Here is an 18232-nt window from a genome sequence, read left to right as displayed (position 1 = left end):
TTTCATGACTCTCCGGGCGAAGCTGGCCGACGCCGGCAGCGGCATCCTCCTGTTCGGCATCACCCCGCCGCGGCTGAGCACCTCCCCCGAGCGGATCCGGGAGATCACCGCCGCCACGCTCGCGCGGCTCAGCGACCTCGACGTCGACGGCCTCGCCCTCTACGACATCGACGACGAGAGCGACCGCAATCCGGAGGAGCGTCCGTTCCCGTACCTGCCGACCCTCGACCCGGCCGGCTACCACGCGGACTATCTCAGCGAATGGGACCGCCCGGCAGTCATCTACCGCTGCGTCGGCAAGTACCCCGAGGCCGAGTTGCGGGATTGGCTGCGCACGGCCGACACCGACCGGGTGCTGTCCGTCTTCGTCGGCGCGTCCTCGAAGAACAAAGAAGTGCATACCCGGCTGTCACAGGCACAAGCGTTGCGCCGGGAGGTCCGGCCGGACCTGCTGCTCGGCGGCGTCGCGATCACCGAACGGCCCGACGAGCACCTGCGGCTGATCGCCAAACAGCAAGCGGGCTGCGCGTACTTCATCTCGCAGGTGATCTACAGCGCCGACGCGGCCAAGAGCATGGTCTCCGACTACTTCTACACCTGCCGCGAGCAGCAGCTCGAACCCAAGCCGGTCCTGTTCACGCTCTCGGTGTGCGGTTCGGCGAAAACGCTGGCGTTCCTGAAGTGGCTTGGCGTGCACGTCCCGCGCTGGCTGGAGAACTCCCTGCGCCACGCGGACGACACGCTGGCCGAATCGTACGAGCAGTGCCTGGCGAACGCACGTGAGCTGGCTGGTTTTTGCCGCAAGCTTGGCATGCCGTTCGGTTTTCTCGTGGAGAGCGTGTCGATCCGCAAGGTCGAGATCGAAGCGTCGGTGTCGCTGGCGCGCGAGGTGAGCGCGCTGCTCGGCCGGACGGCTACAGCGGGTCCAGCGCAGTGATCTTCCACTGCCCATCTGTCCGATGCGCAGTCACCGACAACTGCCCCACCGACGACTGAGGCGCACCGCCACCCGGCAGAATCGTCTGCTGATCAAGAAAAAGCAGCAAACTCGCGTCATCGCCGTGCAACGACCGGACACCGATCGCGCGCACAGTCGTCGTGCGGACGAGCTTTTCGTTCGTCGCGCGCTGGCTGGAGAACTCCCTGCGCCACGCGGACGACACGCTGGCCGAGTCGTACGAACAGTGCCTGGCGAACGCGCGTGAGCTGGCTGGTTTTTGCCGCAAGCTCGGCATGCCGTTCGGATTCCTCGTCGAGAGCGTGTCGATCCGCAAGGTCGAGATCGAAGCGTCAGTCGCCCTCGCCCGCGAAGTGAGCGCGCTGCTCGACCGGACGGCTACAGCGGATCCAACGCCGTGATCTTCCACTGCCCATCCACCCGATGCGCGGTGACCGATAACTGCCCCACCGACGACTGAGGCGCACCACCACCCGGCAGAATCGTTTGCTGGTCAAGAAAAAGCAGCAAACTCGCGTCATCGCCGTGCAACGACCGAACCCCGATCGCGCGCACAGTCGTCGTGCGGACGAGCTTTTCGTTCGTCGCGCGCTGGCGGGCGGCGGCGAACTGGCCTTGGTACTGGCCGATCGCCGAGCCGGTCAGGACATCGGCCGCGGCGCGGGAAGTGCGGTCGAGGTTCGCGTAGTCGTAGGAGAAGATCGCCTTGACCGCGGCGCCCACCTGGTCGGTCACCTGCGAGGTCGCGGCCGGGTCGACCATCGCCTCGTCGTCCTCCGGCTGCAGCAGCGACGCCTGCACCCCGAACCACACCGCGCACGCCAGCGCGACCGCGGCCACGGCGGCGGCGATCGTCCGCCGGTTCACGAGCCCACCGCCTGGACCGCGCCGATCTTCCAGTCGTCTCCGTCGCGCGCGAAGTCCACGGCCAGCCGCGCCTGTTTCGCGGAAGGCGTGCCGCCGCCGGTGCTCACGCGGACGTTCAGCACCGCGATCAGCCTCGCCGTGCCCGCCGACGGGTTCAGCTCGGTGACGGCGGCCTGCACCAGCGAAGCCGTCGACACGGTTTTGGTGCGCTTCGCCCGGTCGATCTGCATCTGCCGGTCGCCGGAGAGGTCTTTGCCGTACTGCCCGGTCGTCACGGAGATCCAGCGGTCCACGTCGACCGCGCTCGTGCGGTAGTCGATCGTGTTGAGCGTGACCAGGCCCGTGCTCGCGGCGGCCAGCACGGCGTCCCGCGCACGGCCGCGCGCCAGGCCGTCGTCGTGTGCCGCGCTCCACCACGACCAGCCGAACCACGCCGCGGCCAGCACGGCGACGACAGCCAGCCCGCCGAGCACGCGGGTGGTCAAGAAGGACCGCGCCGGAGCGTCCATCACGAACCGCCCAGCAACGCGCCGAGCCCGCCCTTCAGCGGCGCGGTCAGCTGGCCCAGCAGACCCGGCAACTGCTGCTGCGAGCCCTGGTCCGAAGGCGCGGAAGCCTTGGGCGCGGCGGGAATCGCGGGCGGCTTCCCCGCGTACGGCGCGTTCTGCGCGCCCCGCACCTCAGTCGGGCTGCCCGGCGGCTCGGCGCAGTAAGCGTTCATGTTGACCGGCGCTTCGCTCGTGTCGTTCGCCGGACGCTGTTTCGTGCCCTCGTAGCCCTTCGTGCACGAATGCGGGTCGAAGAAGTTGAACACCACGCCGAGGTGCCCGGTGCCGTCCGGCGACGTCGTCGGCGAGAACGCCGAGATCACCGGGTACGCCACCAGCAGTTCTTCGATGGCGTCCTTGCGCATCGAGGTGACTTGCGCGGTGGTGAGCGAGTTCGCGAAGAGCACGCCGAGGTCGGTGCCGGAGGTCGCGAGCACGTCGCTGATCTGCCGGCTCAGCTGCGGGGCCTCGTCGATCACCTTGCGCACCGCGGGATCCGACGACTTCAGCTGTCCGGCGATCGTCTTGAGCCCGGACGCGAAGTCCGTGATGTTCTGCGCCTGCCGCTCCTGCGTGGCGAAAACCGTGCGCGAATTCGCCAGCAAGCCTTTCGTGTCCGGCACGTACTGCGTGGCCGTCGCGGTGAGCGAACTGGTGCTGTCCAGCAGTTTCTGCAGCTGCGGCCCAGAGCCGGCGAACGCGTCGTACGTCTCGTCCACCACGGTCTTCAACGACTCCGGGTGCACGCTCGCGACCAGGCCGTCGAGATGGGTCAGCACGGAATCCGGCGTCGCGGGCAGCGAGGTGCGGTCCTGCGCGATCACCGAGCCGTCTTCCAGGTACGGCCCTGATTCGCGGTCCGGCAGCAGGTCCACGAACTGCTCCCCCACCGCCGACCGGTTCGCCACCTGCGCGTGCAGCGCGGACGGGATGTCCGGGCCGCCGGAGTCGATGTCGAGCCGGACGTCGATGCCGTGCGGGGTCAGCGTCATGGCCCCGACCCGCCCCACGGTGACGCCGCGGTAGGCGACTTCGGAGTTCACGAAGACCCCGCCGGAGTCGGGCAGCTTGAGCGTCACGTGGTAGCCGCGGTTGCCGAAAATCCGGTCGAGACCGGCGTAATGCCCGCCCGCGTACGCCACCGAGACGATGGCGATCGCGAAGAACACCAGCAGCTGGATCCGGGTTTTGCGCGTGGTCATCAGCTGCCTCCCACCAGACCGCCGAGCAAGCCGCCCAGCACGCCGCCGTACCCCGGTTTCGCCCCGCCGGTCGCCGGGGTGTTCGGCAGCGGCAACGGCAGCTGCGGCGTCCCCTGCCCGGCAGCGGGCGGAGTGTTCGTCGACGGCGTCGGCAGCTGGAACGGCGGCTGCGACGAGTTCGTGAAGTTCTGCACCAGCTTGTCGAGATCGAGGTTGATCCGCGCGTCGACGTTCGCGTAGTCGCCCTTGATCACGTTGCCCGCGTAGTCCGGGAACGGGTAGGTGAGCAGGATCCGCAGCGCGTTCGGCAGGTCCTTGCCCGCCGCGCTGAGCTGGCGCAGCGTCGGCTCCAGCGCCTTGAGGTTCAAGACGAGCTGATCCTTGCTGCGGTTCACGGTGTCCACCGCGACCCCGGACAGCTTGTTCAGCGCGTTCAGCATCCCCACCAGCTGGTCGCGCTGGTCGGCGACGATCTTCAGCCCCGGCCCGAGCTTGTCCAGCGCGGTGGCGAGATTCTGCTTCTGCCCGACGAGCGTGGCGGACAGCTTGTCCAGCCCGTCGATCGCGCGCAGGATCTCGCCCTTGTGCCCGTCCAGCTGGGTGGCCAGTTCGTCCACCCGGGACAGCAGCGCGCGCATCTGCGGTTCGTTGCCGGACAGCGCGTCGTTGAGTTCGTGGCTGATGTTCTGCAGCTGGTCCACGCCGCCGCCGTTGAGCAGCAACGACAACGCGCCCAGCACCTCTTCGATCTCCGGATTGCGGTTCGTGCGGCCGAGCGGGATCTGCGCCCCGTCCGCGAGCTTGCCCGCCGGTTTCTCCGCGGTCGGCGCGCTCAGCTGCACGAACTTCTCGCCGAGCAGGCTGGACTGGCGCAGTTCGGCGCGCGCGTTCGCGGGCAGCTGGACGTCGCCGTTCACCGTCATCGACACGAGCGCGGACCGGGTGTCCGGCGTGAGCGCGATCCGGTCGATCCGGCCGACCGCGACGTCGTTGACCTTCACGTTCGCCTGCGGCACCAGGTCGAGCACGTCGGTGAACAGCGCGGTGACGTGGTACGGATGGTCGCCGACGTCCGGGCCGCCGGGCAACGGTGTCGAGTACAGCCCGTTGAACCCGCCGTCGCTGCACCCGGCGAGCACGAGCACTCCGGCGAGCACGCCCGCCAGCCGTTTGCGGAGGCGTTTCACTTGCCACCCCCGGGTTTCTCGGTCAGCACGTCCGACAGCGGCAGCGGCAACGGCGGCAATTGGCCGTTCTGCAAGGAGTTCAGCGCCTGCGGGATGGACGGCAGCTTGAGCGTGCCGTCGAGCACCGGCGCGAGCTTCTTGCAGATGGTGCCGAGCGTGTCCGGCAGCGGCTTCGGCGTGCCCGCGCTGATCAGCCTGCACACGGTGAGGATCGGCGGGTTGGTGATCTCGTTCAGGTTGTCGCGCACCGCGATCGTGCCGGACGCCGCGTCGTAGGTGTTGATGAAGTTCGTCGCCCCCACCGGCGCGATGTCGAGCACCTCGGCGAGCGAGGCCCGCTGGTCCACCAGCACCTTGGTCAGCGACGCCAGTTTGGCCACATTGGACGAAAGTCCGTTCTTGTTGTCCGCCACGAACTGCTTCACGTCCTGCAGCGACGTGGACAGCGATTCGAGCGCGGCCCCGACGTCGTGCGAATCGTCGGCGAGGAACCCGCTGACGTCCGCGAGCCGCTGGTAGAACTCGTTCAGCTGACTGTCGCTTTGGGACAGTGCGGAGGTGAAGGAGTTCAGGTTCTTCACCGTGGAGAACAGGTCGTCCTTGGAATCGTCGAGCGTCCCCGCCAGTTCGGAAAGCCTGGTGACGGTCGAGTTCAGGTCCTTGCCGTTGCCCTTGAGGTTGGCCGCGGCGGTGTCCAGCAGATCGGAGAACGCGCCGTTTTTGTTGGCCCCGTTGGGCCCGAGCGCGGTGGACAGCTTGTCGAGGCTCGCGTAGAGGTCGTCCAGTTCGACCGGCGTCGCGGTCTTGTCCCGCGCCAGCACGGTTCCGCTCGCGATCGTCGGGCCGCTGTCGTACGACGGGGTCAGCTGCACGTACCGGTCGCTCACCAGGCTCGGCGAGACGACGACCGCGCCGACGTCCTTCGGGATCGGCACGTCGTCGTTGACCTTCATGTCCACCCGCACCGCTTGGCCCTCCGGCGTCACCGCGGTGACCTCGCCGACCGCCACGCCCAGCACGCGCACGGACGAACCGGCGTACAGGCCGACGGTCTTACCGAAGTACGCGGAGATCTTCGTCCCGCCGGTGTCGCGCAGCGCGAAGTAGATGCCCGCGGTAAGCAAAAGCGCTGCGACACAAGCGAACCCCAGCCAGGTAACGAGGCTTCGCCCAGCGCGCGTTTCGACAGTCATCGTCCACCCACCCCCTGATCAGGTGCGGAGATCGGCGGCGTGCAGCCCTCCGGGTTGATCGAGATCCCGCCCGCCGTGATCGTCGGCGGCAACAACCCGCACAGGTACCCCTCGAACCAGCGCCCGTTGCCGGTCGCGTTCGCGCCGACGCGGGCGAACGGGGCCATCAGCTGCAGGCTCCGGTCGAGGTTGCCCTGGTTGCGCTGCAGCACGTCGGTCACCTTCCCGAGCGCGGCGAGCGTCGGCCCGATCTGCGTGCGGTTGTCCGCGACCAGCCCGGACAGCTGCTTCGAGATCTCCTGGGTGCCCTTGAGCAGCGTGCTAATCTGCTGACGGCGCTGCTGCAGTTCGGTCAGCAGCAGATTGCCGTCGCTGATCACCTGCTGCAGCTGGGCATTCCGATCGGACAGCGTCTTCGAGATCTTGCTCGTGTTGGCCAGGAGCGCGTGCAGATCCGCGTCGCGCGAGGACACCGTCTTCGACAACGCCGACAGCCCGGACAGCGTGTCCTTCAAGTACTGCGGACTGTCCTTGAGCGAATCCGACAGCGCGGTGAAGCTCTGCGCGAGCTGCTTGGTGTCGATGTCGCCGACGGTCGTGGACAGCTGGTTGAACGCGTCCTGCAGCTGGAACGGCGTCCGCGTGCGCTGCACCGGGATCGTGTCGCCGGGCGTCTGCGTGCCGCCGCCCTTCGTGTCCAGCGCGAGGTACTTCTCCCCCAGCAGCGTCTTGATCTCGATCGACGCCGTGGACGCGTCGCCGACCCGCACGCCCTTCACCCGGAACTTGACGAGCACCTGCTTGTGCCCCAGCTCCACCGAGGTCACCTGCCCGACCTTGACGCCGGCCACCTGCACCTCGTTGTCCGGCGCGAGCCCGGCGGACTCGGCGAACGCCGCGGTGTAGGTGGTGCCGCTGCCGAACATCGGGATGCTGTCGGAAAAGTACGTCACGGCGGTCACCAGCACGATGAGCACGAGCGTCACCGCGCCGACGCCGGCCTGGTTGCGATCCTTGAGTCGTTTCACGGGCCACACCTCGGCGCGCGCTCGGTGCCGGGGATCGGCACGATCGGCAGCGTCACGTCCAGCGAGGAAATGCCGATGGTGCCTTCGATCCCGCACAGGTAGTAGTTGAACCAGCTGCCGTAGCTCAGGGTCCGGGTGAACTTCTCCAGGTTCCCCGGCAGCACCTGCAGGAGATGCTCGATGAGCGGCTGCGAATCGTTGAGGTTGTTCGCCAGCTTCCCGAGCTGGGTCACGTCCTGCTGCACGGCGGGCCGCGCGTCGGCGAGCAGGCCCGCCGTCGCGTTGGTGAGGTCGCCGAGCGCGCCCACCGCGTCGCCGATCGGCTTGCGCTGCTGCGCCAGCCCGCTCACCAGCCGCTGCGTCTGGTCGACCAGGTCGCCCAGCTGCGGGCCGCGCGCGTTGACCGTGCCGAGCACCTGGTTGAGATTGTCGATGACCTGCCCGATCACCTTGTCCTTGCCCGCGATCGACGACGTGATCGACGCGGTGTGCGACAGCAGGCTGGTGATCGTGCCGCCCTCGCCCTGGAACACCTGCACGATCTCGGCCGAGAGCTGGTTGACCTCCTTCGGGTCCAGCGCCTTGAACAGCGGCTTGAACCCGTTGAACAGCACGGTCAGGTTCAGCGCCGGTTTGGTCCGCTCCGGCGGGATCGTGTCGCCGGGGGACAGCATGTCCCCGCCGCTGACGTCGGTGCCGAGCGAGAGGTAGCGCTGGCCGACGAGGTTGCGGTACTTGATGGTCGCGGTGGCGAGCGAGGGAAGCTTGTACGCGGACTCGACGAGGAACCGCACCTCGGCGTAGTTCTGCTCGCCCTGGTCGACGCCGATCGTCTCGACCTGGCCGACCTTGACGCCGGAGATCCGCACGTCGTCGCCCGCCTGCAGGCCCGACGCGTCGGTGAACTTCGCGACGTAGGACGCGGTGCCGCCGAAGTTCGTGTTCGCGATCGTGGTGGCGAGGATCCCGGTGAGCAGCACGGTGACCACGGCGAAGATGCCGATCTTGATCAGCGCGGGAACGAACGACCTCACTTCAGCTCCACCTCCGCCCCGCGGTACAGCGGCCCGACCAGCAGCGACGACCAGCCCGGCACGTTCTCCGGCGTGGTGTTCAGCGTCGGCGAGGCCAGCAGGTCGAGCAGCTTCTGCTCGTCGGCCGACCCGACGATGCTGGGCGCGCCGCCGGTCGAGCCGGACCCGCCGGGCAGCGGGCCGTTCGTGAAGTCGCTCGGCAGCGTGCCGTCCGGGTGGTGCGGCGGGGCGGGTTTGGTCGCCCCGTCCTTCACCGCGCCGTCCGGCGGATACTGCGGCCAGTGCCCGGGTTTCGGCACCTGCGGATAGCAGCGCGGGCCGCGCTTGTCGTCGTACTTCGGCTCGTCGACGCCGGGCAGGTACTTGCCCCGGCTCGCCGAGAACTCGATCGTCACGCGGCTGACCTCCGGATGCGCGGTGCCCTTGCCGAACGCCAGTTCGGCGTTCGGCACCGTCCCGGCCAGCTGCTTGAACAGGCACGGGTATTCCGGCGCGTACTTCGCGAGCACGTCGAGCGTGGGCTGCACGGCGGTGGTGAGGCGGATGACGTTGTCCTTGTTGACTTCCAGGAAGCGCGTCAGGTCGGTGGCGGTTCCGGTGACCGAGGAGTACAGATCGGTCAGGCCGCGCTGTTTCTCCACGATGGTCTGCGTGGTCGTGGTGAGGTCCGACAGTGCCTGCAGCGCGTCCGGCGCGGCTTTGTCGTAGATGCCGGAAACGTTGGCCAGCCCGGTGATGTCGGCCTTCAGATCGGGCAGCGACGGGTTGAGCTTGCCGAGGTAGTCCGAGAGCTGGGTGAGCGTCTGGCCGAGCTTCTTGCCGCGTCCGTCCAGCGCGGTGGACACGGCGTTGAGCGTGCTGGAGAGCTTCTCCGGCTGCACCGCCTGCAGCAGCGGCATGACGTGGTTGAGCACCTGTTCCAGCTCGATCGCGGTGCTGCTGCGGTCCTGCGGGATGACGTCACCCGCCTTGATCGGCCGCTGCGCCTGCTCGGGCAGCTGGAGCGCGACATACCGTTCGCCGAACAGCGTTTTCGGCAGCAGCCGCGCCGAAACGTTCGACGGGATCACGTCGGTCTTGTCCGGCTGCAGCGCCAGCTCCAGCTCCGCGTGGTCGCCGACCGGCCGCACGTCGCGGATCTCGCCGACGAGCATGCCGCGCACCTTCACGTCCCCGCCGACGCGCAGCTGGCTGCCGACGTGGTCGGTCTCCAGCTTCACGAGCGTGACCGGCGTGAACACCTTGCGGTACGCGGCGATCGTCGTGGTGAAGAACAACGCCGCCACGACCAGGAAAATCAGGCCCAGCAGCTGGTACTGGAGCCGTTTGCGCAACTCTCGACGGGTACTCATCCGGATATCCGCACTGTCGTGTTCGCGCCCCAGATCGCGAGGCTCAGGAAGAAGTCCAGCACCGAGATCAGCACGATCGACGTGCGCACCGCGCGGCCCACCGCGATGCCCACCCCGGCCGGCCCGCCGGACGCGGTATAGCCGTAATAGCAATGGGAAAGGATCACCAGCACGCTGAACACGATCACCTTGGCGAACGACCACAGCACGTCCTCCGGCGGGAGGAACAGCGTGAAGTAATGGTCGTACGTGCCCGCGGACTGGCCGTAGAGCCAGATGGTGATCTGCCGCGAAGCGAGGTACGAGGACAGCAGGCCCACCGCGTACAGCGGGATCACCGCCGTCACGCCCGCGAGCACCCGCGTGGTGACCAGGTACGGCATGCTCGGCACGGCCATCACTTCGAGCGCGTCGATCTCCTCGGAGATCCGCATCGCGCCGAGCTGCGCGGTGAACCCGCAGCCGACGGTGGCCGACAGCGCGAGCCCGGCCGACAGCGGCGCGACCTCGCGGGTGTTGAAGTAGGCCGAAATGAACCCGGTGAGCGCGGCGGTGCCGAGCTGGTTCAGCGCCGAATACCCCTGCAGGCCCACGATGAGACCAGTGAACAGCGTCATGCCGATCATCACGCCGAGCGTTCCGCCGATCACCGCGAGCCCGCCGGTGCCGAAGCAGACCTCGGTGAGCAGCCGCGTGGTTTCGCGGCCGTAGCGGCGGATCGTGCGCGGCGACCAGGCGAGCGCCCGGCCGTAGAACGACAGCTGCTTCCCGAGTCCTTCGAGACTCGCGCCGGGGCGCGCGATGATCTCCAGCGTCCGGTCGGACGCGCGGGTCTGCTCGATCGGTTCGGCCGTCATGTCACAACGCCTTCGGGGGCACGACTTTGAGGTACACGGCGGTCAGCACGACGTTGATCAGGAACAGCAGCAGGAAGGTGATCACCACCGCCTGGTTCACCGCGTCGCCGACGCCCTTCGGCCCGCCCGCCGGGTTCAGCCCGCGGAACGCGGCCACCACGCCCGCGACGAAGCCGTACAGGAACGCCTTGATCTCGCTGATCCAGAGGTCCGGCACCTGCGCGAGCGCGTTGAAGCTGGCCAGGTACGCGCCGGGCGTGCCGCCCTGCAGGACCACGTTGAAGAAGTAGCCGCCGAGCACGCCGACCACGCTGACCAGGCCGTTGAGCAGCACCGACACCACGATCGCGGCGAGCACGCGGGGCACCACGATGCGCTGGACCGGGTTGACGCCGAGCACTTCCATCGCGTCGATCTCTTCGCGGATCTTCCGCGCGCCGATGTCCGCGCAGACCGCGCTTCCGCCCGCCCCGGCCACCAGCAGCGCGGTGATCAGCGGGCTCGCCTGCTGCACGATGGCGAGCGCGCTGGCCGCGCCGGTGAAGGACTGCGCGCCGATCTGCGTGGTCAGCGATCCGAGCTGCAGCGCGATGACCGCGCCGAACGGGATCGCGACCAGCGCGGTCGGCAGAATGGTCACGCTCGCGAAGAACCAGCACTGCTGGATCCACTCGCGGAACTGGAACGGACGCTTGAAAATCGCCCGCAGGACCTCCCAGGACAGCGTGGCGAGCCTGCCGACCTGGGTCAGCGCCGCGGTGCCCGGGAGAGTGACCGAGCCGCTTCCGCCCACCGCACCTCCCAGTAGTCACCCCCGAGTCTTGCCCATCCCCGCCCGCCGATTTCGGTTAGCGGTGTTCACTCCCGTCCCTTCAGCCCCCAGTCGTCACCTCAGGCACGGCAGCACCGTTCACAGCTTCAGCGCATGGGTGGCGGTCGCCCCGCCGTCGGCGACGAACTCGCCGCCGGTGCAGTACGAACTCTCGTCGCTGCCGAGGAACACCAGCAGCGGCGCGATCTCGTCCGCCCGCCCCACCCGGCCGAGCGCGACCTTCTTGCCCACCCAGGACACGTCCACGTCCGCGCCCGCGGCGTCGGACACCATCTTCGTGTCGATCATGCCCGGGTGGACCGAGTTGACCCGGATCCCGCGCGCGCCCAGCTCCAGCGCGGCGACCTTGGTCATCCCGCGGATCGCGAACTTGGTCGCGGTGTAGGCGACGAGGAACGGCATCCCGGCCAGACCCTCCACAGAGGACACGTTGACGATGGAGCCGCCGCCGGCCCCGGCCATGGGTTCAACGACCGAGCGCATGCCGAGAAACGCCCCGATCTGGTTGATCCGCACGACGCGTTCGTATTCGGCCAGCGGCGTCTTCGCGAGTTCCGAAAAGTACAGCACCCCGGCGTTGTTGACCAGCACCGTCGGCGGCCCGAACTCGGTCACCGTGCGGTCGACCGCGGCCGTCCAGCCGTCCTCGTCGCTCACGTCGAGATGGCAGAACACCGCCGCTTCGCCGAGTTCGGCGGCGAGTGCCTTGCCTTCGTCGTCGAGGACGTCCGCGATCACCACCTTCGCGCCCTGCGCGACGAACGCGCGCGCGGCCGCCGCGCCCTGTCCCCGGGCCGCGCCGGTGATGAGAGCGACCTTGCCTGCCAGCCGGTGCTCAGTCATGCGTCCTCCGGTTTCAGGGCAGCGAGAGCAGATCGGTCGCGGCGAACATCCGCTCCGGGTCGCGATCGGCGAAGTGCGCGCCGACGGTCGCGGCGAGTTCGCCGGTGGTCCAACCGCCGTTCGCGGTGTCGAACCGCTCCTCCACCGACGGCGGCTTCAGCAGCGCGACCATGCCGCCGTGGACGACGAAAACCTGACCGTTGATAGCGTCCGCGTCCGGTGACGCGAGGAATGCGACAAACGGAGCAACGTGCTCGACCGACAACGGATCGAGCCCGTCCTTGGGTGCTTCGCCGAAGACATCCGCGGTCATCGCGGTGCGGGCGCGCGGGCAGATCGTGTTGGCGCGCACGCCGTATTTGGCCAGCCCGCGCGCCGCCGACATGGTGAGCGCCGCGATGCCCGCTTTCGCCGCCGAGTAGTTGGGCTGCCCCGGCGAACCGACCAGGAACGCCTCCGAAGCGGTGTTCACCAACCGGCCGTACACCGGCTGTCCCTCCATTTTGGAGCGATCGCGCCAGTACGCGGCGGCGTTGCGGGACAGCAGGAAATGCCCGCGCAGGTGCACCGCGATGACCTTGTCCCAGTCCTCGTCGGACATCGAGAACAGCATCCGGTCGCGGAGCACGCCCGCGTTGTTCACGACGATGTCGAGGCTGCCGAAGTGGTCGACCGCGGCCGACAGCAGCTCCTTCGCGGTTTCGGCCGCCGAGACGTCGCCGGCCACCGCGAGCGCTTTGCCGCCGTGCTGTTCGATCTCGGCCACCACGTCGGCCGCCTCGCCGATGTCGTTGACCACGACGGACGCGCCTTCGCGGGCCAGCGCGAGCGCTTCGGCCCGGCCCAACCCGGCTCCGGCCCCGGTGACGACAGCGACCTTGCCCTCGAGCGTCATCGGACCGCCCCAGCCTGGTCGTCGTACGTTTTCCGCTTGGACGGTTCCACCCGCGAGCCTCCTCGTCGAAGCCTGCCTGACGCAGCACAGACTAGAATCTGTTCTCGTATTGAGCAAGCCCCGATCAACCGGTCGTGAACAGGGCGTTCTTCGGGCAGTTCGTCACCGCTTGCGAAACACGTTCTACTTCTTCCTCCGGAACCGGTCCGATCACCAGGTTCTCGTCGTCGTCGAGATCGAAGACGTCCGGCGCGAACCCGACGCAGACCGCGTTCGCCTCGCACAGCTCCCGGTCGACACTGACCTCCATGCTTCCTCCCGCTCGCCGCTCCTGGTACAACTAGAACAGGTTCTAGCTTACCGCCGGGGCCCGGTACGACACCACAACGAGACCGGCGGGGTGGAGGTGACGGGTGCGGATCGACTACACGCCGCAGCAGCGGGCACTGGCCGCTGAGCTGCGGGAGTACTTCGCCGAGCTGATGACGCCCGCGCGGCGGAAAGCCTCGCCGCGCCGGGCGGCGAGTACGGCGACGGCTTGGCGTACAAGGAAATCGTGCGGCAGCTCGGCAAGGACGGGTGGCTCGCGCTCGGCTGGCCGCGCGAGTACGGCGGCCAGGACCGGAGCATGCTCGACCAGCTAATCTTCACCGACGAGGCGGCGGTCGCCGGGGTGCCGGTGCCGTTCCTGACGGTGAACACGATCGGCCCGACGATCATGCGGTTCGGCACGCCGGATCAGAAGGCGTTCTACCTGCCGAAGATCGCCGCGGGCGAGCTGCATTTCGCGATCGGCTACTCCGAGCCGGGCGCGGGCACGGACCTCGCGTCGCTGCGCACGCGGGCTACCCGCGACGGCGACGAGTACGTGGTCAACGGGCAGAAAATGTGGACGAGCCTGATCGAGTACGCCGACTACGTGTGGCTCGCCGCGCGCACGGATCCCGAGGCGCGCAAGCACAAGGGCCTCTCGATCCTGATCGTGCCGACGTCCGCGCCGGGTTTCTCCTGGACCAAGGTGCACACCGTCGCCGGCCCCGGCACCAGCGCGACCTACTACGACGACATCCGGGTGCCGGTCACGTCGCGGGTCGCCGAGGAGAACGCGGGCTGGCCGCTGATCACCAACCAGCTCAACCACGAACGCGTCGCGCTCACCTCCGCCGCGCCGGTGCGGAAAGCGCTGGCCGACGTCGTGGAATGGGCCCGCGCGGAGTCGCTGACCGACCGCGAGTGGGTCCGGACGCACCTCGCGCGCGTGCACGCGTATGCCGAGTACCTGAAGCTGCGGAACTGGAAAATCGCCTGGGCCGCGGCGGCCAGCGAACTCGGCCCGGCCGAGGCGTCGGCGACCAAGGTGTACGGCACCGAGATGGCGATCGAGGCGTACCGGCTGCTGATGGAGGTGGTCGGCGCGGCCGCCGTGGTGCGCGACGGCTCCCCCGGCGCGGTGCTCGCGGGACGGCTGGAACGGCTGCACCGTTCGGCGTTGATCCTCACTTTCGGCGGCGGCACCAACGAGGTGCAGCGCGACATCGTCGCCGCCACCGCCCTCGGCCAGCCCGTGACACGCTAAGGAGTTCTCCGGTGGACTTCTCTCTCACCGAAGCACAAAACGACCTATCCGCCCTGACCCGGCGCATCCTCACCGACCAGGTCACCGCGGAATCGCTGGGCGTGCACGGATCCGGCGGCTTCGATGCTCCACTGTGGACGGTTTTGGCCCGTTCCGGCGTCCTCGACGCCGCCCTGCCTTCGACGGTCGGCGGCGGCGGTTTCGGTTTGCTGGAACAGTGTTCAGTCCTGATCGAGATCGGCCGCGCGGTCGCCCCGGTCCCCTACCTGTCCTCGGTCGTCCAGGCTGGCTCGGTGCTCACTGACCCGTTGCTGGCTGAGCGATGGCTGCTTCCGGTCTCTCGCGGCAAGGCCGTGCTCGCTGTCGCGCTGGGCGGGTCGTTCGTCGCTTCAGACGGACGCCTCACGGGTACGCAGACAGCGGTCCCCTTCGCCGCCTTCGCGGACGCCTTGCTCGTCGAAGCCAACGACGGCGTGTACATCGTCGAGAAGGACGCTGCCGGGGTCTCGATCGAAGCGCAGTCCACCACCGACCACGCCGACGCGGGTTTGGTGACCCTGTCCGACACTCCCGGAGTCGCTCTCGGCAACGTCGGCGAACAACTGCGCCTTCGTGGCACTCTCGGTGCGTGTGCGCAACAGTTGGGTGTGTTGGAACGCGCGCTCGAACTGACGGCCGCGTACACGCGCGAACGCAAGCAGTTCGACAAGGTGCTCGGCAGTTTCCAAGCCGTCCGACACCGTCTCGCCGACGCGTACATCGACGTCGAAGCCGTACGGCTGACACTGTGGCAAGCAGCCTGGAAGCTCTCCGAAGGCCTGCCCGCCGCCGATGACGTGGCCACCGCGAAGTTCTGGGCCGCCGAAGCCGGACACCGCGTCGCACACACCGCGGTGCACCTGCACGGCGGCGTCGGCATCGATGTGGAGCACCCGGTGCACCGCTACTTCGCCGCTGCGAAGCGCCTGGAGTTCACCAGCGGCGGCGCAACCGAGCAGCTGCTGGGTCTGGGCGAACTGGTGGTCAGTCCAACGGCGTGATGTGCCGCAGCCGACGCGGCCCAGTATCCGGCCGCGTCGGCGGTGCACCGACGACCAACCGTGCGTTGGCGACAAACGCTCCGTCCGGCGAAGCGAGTATCGGATCCAACGCCAGCGACCGCACTTCCGGGTTGTCCTCGGCAAGCGCCGCCACCCGCAACACCATGTCCTGCAACGCCGCGAGGTCCGCGGGCTCGTCACCGCGATACCCAGTCAGCAACGGCGACGTACGCGGCTCACGGATCAGCGTCGCCGCGTCCACGTCCGTCAACGGCACCGCCCGATACGCGCGATCGCCGAGCAGCGTGCTGACCAACCCCGACAGCCCGAACGACACGAGCGTGCCGAACGACGGGTCGTCCTGCAGCCCAATCACACACGACAGCCCCTTTGGCGCCATCTGTTGCACGTACACGTCTTCATCGCCGGACACCGCACACAGATCCCGGTACGCACCACGTACGGAGTCTTCGGACATCAGGTCAAGCCGTACGCCAGCGAAATCCGGCCGCCCGCGCAACCGCTCGTCCACCGCCTTCAACGTGACGGGGTACCCGAGTTCAGCCGCCGCAGCCACCGCTTCGCCTTCGTTGGACGCCACCCGGAACGGCACCACATCCACGCCGTAGCAGCTGAGCAGCCGCACCACGTCGTCGTCGGACAGCAACGTCGAACTGCCGTCCTCCGGCAACAACTCGCGCACGATCTCCTGCGCCTGCTCGACATGCAGACCGCCAGGCCGCACCAACGTCCCCTGCGGCCGCTGCCGCCACGCGGCGTACCGCACCACGCGCGCCAACGCGTTCACCGCTCGCTCCGGACTCGAGTACGACGGAATCGACCCACGCGTCGGCACCCCGTCGTCCGAGAGCACCGCGAGTTCGTCCGGCACGCCTTCAGCAGCGAGGAACGTCGAGACGATCGGCTTCGACTGCTTCATCTCCGACACCGCTTCGCGCAACGCTCGCGCGTACGCAGCGCCAGGAATCGCCACCGGCGGCGCGAAAACCGCTATCAACGCGTCGGTCTCCGGCGAATCCAACGCCTCCCGCACCGCCGTCGCGAACTCGTCCGGCCCGGCCTGCGGCCCGATGTCGACCGGATCGAACGCCAGCCGCAACCCCTCCGCACGCGCCGTGTCGGCCGCCAGCAACCCGATCGCACTGGAGTTCCCGACAATCCCGATCCGCGGCCCGGCCGACAGCGGCTGATGCGCGAACACGAGCGCCGTGTCGAACAACTGCGCCAGCGACTCGACCCGCACCACGCCAGCCTGCTCGAACAACGCCTGCACACTGGCCTCGTCCACCTCGGCAGACGTCGCCGCGAGCTGCGGCCGCACCGCATGCCGCCCCGACTTCACCGCGACGATCGGCTTCGACCGCGCCAACCGCCGCGCGAGCCGCGCGAACTTGCGCGGATTGCCGAACGATTCGAGGTACAACAGGACCAGATCGGTATCCGGGTCAGTCTCCCAGTACTGCAGCAAGTCATTGCCGGACACGTCCGCCCGGTTCCCCGCCGACACAAACGTCGACAGCCCCAGCCCGCGCGATCCCGCGTCCGCCAGAATCGCCGTCCCCAACGCCCCCGACTGGCAGAAGAACCCAGTCCGCCCCCGCTTCGGCAACCTCGGCGCAAGCGTCGCGTTAAGCCGAACATCCTTCGCGGTATTCAACACACCCAGCGCATTCGGCCCGACCACACGCATCCCGTGCGCCCGCGCCTCGCCGACCAGCCGCAACTCCGCGTGCAACCCCAGCGGCCCAGACTCGGCGAACCCGCCGGACACAATCACCAACGTCTTGACGCCCTTGGCCAAACACGCGTCCAACACGGATTCAACGGCCTCCGCAGGCACCGCCACCAACGCGAGATCGACCGGATCCGGAATATCGAGCACAGACGGATAAGCCCGCACCCCGCGAACCGACCGATGCTCCGGATTGACCGGATACACCGCCCCCGCGAAATCCGCCGCGAGCAGATTGGCGAACGCGACATGCCCGACCTTCGTGGGATCCGCCGACGCCCCGATCACCGCCACCGTGTCCGGATGCAGCAGATTGTGGACACTCCGCGCCTCCGCCGCCTGCTCCCGAGACCGCGCGACCGCGAGCGATTCCTCCGTCGGATCGATGTCGAACTCGAGATGCAGCACGCCTTCCTCGATCGCCCGGCTGACCTGGTAGCCGGCGTCGCGGAACACCCGGACCATCGCCGCGTTCTCGGCCAGCACCTCGGCGACAAACCGCCGCAACCCGCTCTCGGACGCCGCCGCCGCGAGATGCTCCAGCAGAATCGACCCGAGCCCCCGCCCCTGGTGCTTGTCGTCGACAACGAACGCGACCTCCGCCGAAGGCCCCTGATCGAGCCGCTCATAGCGCCCCACCGCGACCACGTCATCGCCCAGCAAGGCGACAAACGCGACCCGATCGTGATGGTCCACAGTGGAAAACCGCTCAAGATCGCGCGGTGGGATCCGCGGGTAGGCCCCGAAGTACCGGAAGTAGCGAGTGCGATCGGAAAGCCTGCCGTGCAACGCGACGAGCCCGTCGGCGTCGCTGGGGATGACGGGTCGCAAGTGGACAGTGCCGCCGTCGGAGAGGACTACGTCGGCTTCCCAATCGCGGGGGTAGTCGTAGGGATCGCGCTTCCCGCCCTCAGCAGGGTTTCCCGCAGTGGTGTCGTTCCCAGCTGCCGTTTCGCCACCTGCACTGCCTCCCGAGCCAGGGCTCCCCGCCGAAGCAGACTGCCCCGAGTCCTTGCCCGCCGCAGCGTCCCCCGCGCCAAACTCGCCAGACATCGCACCGCCTCTCG

General features: G+C 68.5%; 17 protein-coding genes and 1 pseudogene. 4 read left to right on the top strand and 14 right to left on the bottom strand.

The features are described 5' to 3' along the window. Window positions 1-4 precede the first annotated feature (4 nt). The gene (locus RPX00_RS25625; protein WP_406629148.1) at window positions 5-937 is read left to right on the top strand and encodes a methylenetetrahydrofolate reductase; all 933 of its coding nucleotides are present in this window, start codon (window positions 5-7) and stop codon (window positions 935-937) included. Window positions 938-1098: 161 nt separating this feature from the next. Continuing rightward, a complete protein-coding gene (locus RPX00_RS25620; RefSeq protein ID WP_406629147.1) occupies window positions 1099-1359 on the top strand; it encodes a hypothetical protein in 261 nt (86 codons plus the stop codon). Here the strand turns inward: RPX00_RS25620 and RPX00_RS25615 are convergent. The 13 genes from RPX00_RS25615 to RPX00_RS25555 form a co-directional block, all read right to left on the bottom strand. Further along, window positions 1337-1825, bottom strand: coding sequence for a hypothetical protein (locus RPX00_RS25615; protein WP_406629146.1), 489 nt, complete (start codon window positions 1823-1825; stop codon window positions 1337-1339). The genes RPX00_RS25620 and RPX00_RS25615 overlap by 23 nt on opposite strands. Continuing rightward, window positions 1822-2334, bottom strand: a complete 513-nt coding sequence (locus RPX00_RS25610) for a hypothetical protein (RefSeq protein WP_406629145.1) — start codon at window positions 2332-2334, stop codon at window positions 1822-1824. The genes RPX00_RS25615 and RPX00_RS25610 overlap by 4 nt, the downstream gene beginning before the upstream one ends. Next, window positions 2334-3575 carry an MlaD family protein gene (locus RPX00_RS25605; RefSeq protein ID WP_406629144.1) on the bottom strand — a complete coding sequence of 414 codons (1242 nt, stop codon included), beginning with the start codon at window positions 3573-3575 and terminating at the stop codon, window positions 2334-2336. Before RPX00_RS25605 ends, RPX00_RS25610 begins: the two co-directional genes overlap by 1 nt. Further along, window positions 3575-4762 (bottom strand): MCE family protein, encoded by a 1188-nt coding sequence (locus RPX00_RS25600; protein WP_406629143.1) that lies wholly within the window; start codon window positions 4760-4762, stop codon window positions 3575-3577. Before RPX00_RS25600 ends, RPX00_RS25605 begins: the two co-directional genes overlap by 1 nt. Beyond that, on the bottom strand, window positions 4759-5955 hold the full coding sequence (locus tag RPX00_RS25595; RefSeq protein ID WP_406629142.1) for an MCE family protein: 1197 nt from the start codon (window positions 5953-5955) through the stop codon (window positions 4759-4761). The genes RPX00_RS25600 and RPX00_RS25595 overlap by 4 nt, the downstream gene beginning before the upstream one ends. Continuing rightward, complete coding sequence (locus tag RPX00_RS25590; RefSeq protein WP_406629141.1) at window positions 5952-6983, bottom strand: MlaD family protein; 1032 nt, start codon at window positions 6981-6983, stop codon at window positions 5952-5954. Before RPX00_RS25590 ends, RPX00_RS25595 begins: the two co-directional genes overlap by 4 nt. Then, window positions 6980-8017, bottom strand: a complete 1038-nt coding sequence (locus RPX00_RS25585; protein WP_406629140.1) for an MCE family protein — start codon at window positions 8015-8017, stop codon at window positions 6980-6982. The genes RPX00_RS25590 and RPX00_RS25585 overlap by 4 nt, the downstream gene beginning before the upstream one ends. Next, window positions 8014-9369 carry an MCE family protein gene (locus RPX00_RS25580; RefSeq protein WP_406629139.1) on the bottom strand — a complete coding sequence of 452 codons (1356 nt, stop codon included), beginning with the start codon at window positions 9367-9369 and terminating at the stop codon, window positions 8014-8016. Before RPX00_RS25580 ends, RPX00_RS25585 begins: the two co-directional genes overlap by 4 nt. Then, window positions 9366-10226: an ABC transporter permease gene (locus RPX00_RS25575; protein WP_009075203.1), complete on the bottom strand. Its 861-nt coding sequence runs from the start codon at window positions 10224-10226 to the stop codon at window positions 9366-9368. Before RPX00_RS25575 ends, RPX00_RS25580 begins: the two co-directional genes overlap by 4 nt. Window position 10227: 1 nt before the next feature. After that, the gene (locus RPX00_RS25570; protein WP_037353718.1) at window positions 10228-11019 is read right to left on the bottom strand and encodes an ABC transporter permease; all 792 of its coding nucleotides are present in this window, start codon (window positions 11017-11019) and stop codon (window positions 10228-10230) included. A 117-nt stretch (window positions 11020-11136) separates the two neighbouring features. Then, window positions 11137-11901 (bottom strand): glucose 1-dehydrogenase, encoded by a 765-nt coding sequence (locus RPX00_RS25565; protein WP_406629138.1) that lies wholly within the window; start codon window positions 11899-11901, stop codon window positions 11137-11139. A gap of 13 nt (window positions 11902-11914) precedes the next feature. Then, the gene (locus RPX00_RS25560; RefSeq protein ID WP_406629137.1) at window positions 11915-12796 is read right to left on the bottom strand and encodes a 3-oxoacyl-ACP reductase; all 882 of its coding nucleotides are present in this window, start codon (window positions 12794-12796) and stop codon (window positions 11915-11917) included. A 124-nt stretch (window positions 12797-12920) separates the two neighbouring features. Then, a complete protein-coding gene (locus tag RPX00_RS25555) occupies window positions 12921-13106 on the bottom strand; it encodes a ferredoxin (protein ID WP_406629136.1) in 186 nt (61 codons plus the stop codon). Window positions 13107-13209: 103 nt separating this feature from the next. Between RPX00_RS25555 and RPX00_RS25550 the strand changes: the two are divergent. Together RPX00_RS25550 and RPX00_RS25545 are read left to right on the top strand one after the other, a co-directional pair. Beyond that, window positions 13210-14372: pseudogene (locus RPX00_RS25550) on the top strand (acyl-CoA dehydrogenase family protein). 11 nt (window positions 14373-14383) lie between these two features. Further along, entirely contained in the window at window positions 14384-15412 is a 1029-nt protein-coding gene (locus tag RPX00_RS25545; protein ID WP_406629135.1) for an acyl-CoA dehydrogenase family protein, read from the top strand. On the opposite strand, the gene RPX00_RS25540 is transcribed toward RPX00_RS25545, so the two are convergent. Continuing rightward, window positions 15396-18218, bottom strand: a complete 2823-nt coding sequence (locus tag RPX00_RS25540; RefSeq protein WP_406629134.1) for a GNAT family N-acetyltransferase — start codon at window positions 18216-18218, stop codon at window positions 15396-15398. The two genes, RPX00_RS25545 and RPX00_RS25540, sit on opposite strands and share 17 nt — an antisense overlap. Window positions 18219-18232 lie beyond the last annotated feature (14 nt).

Source organism: Amycolatopsis sp. WGS_07 (genome assembly GCF_045278895.1).
Classification (GTDB): Bacteria; Actinomycetota; Actinomycetes; order Mycobacteriales; family Pseudonocardiaceae; genus Amycolatopsis.
The sequence above is the reverse complement of the archived record's forward strand: the minus strand, read 5'-3'. Positions and strand labels throughout refer to the sequence as shown.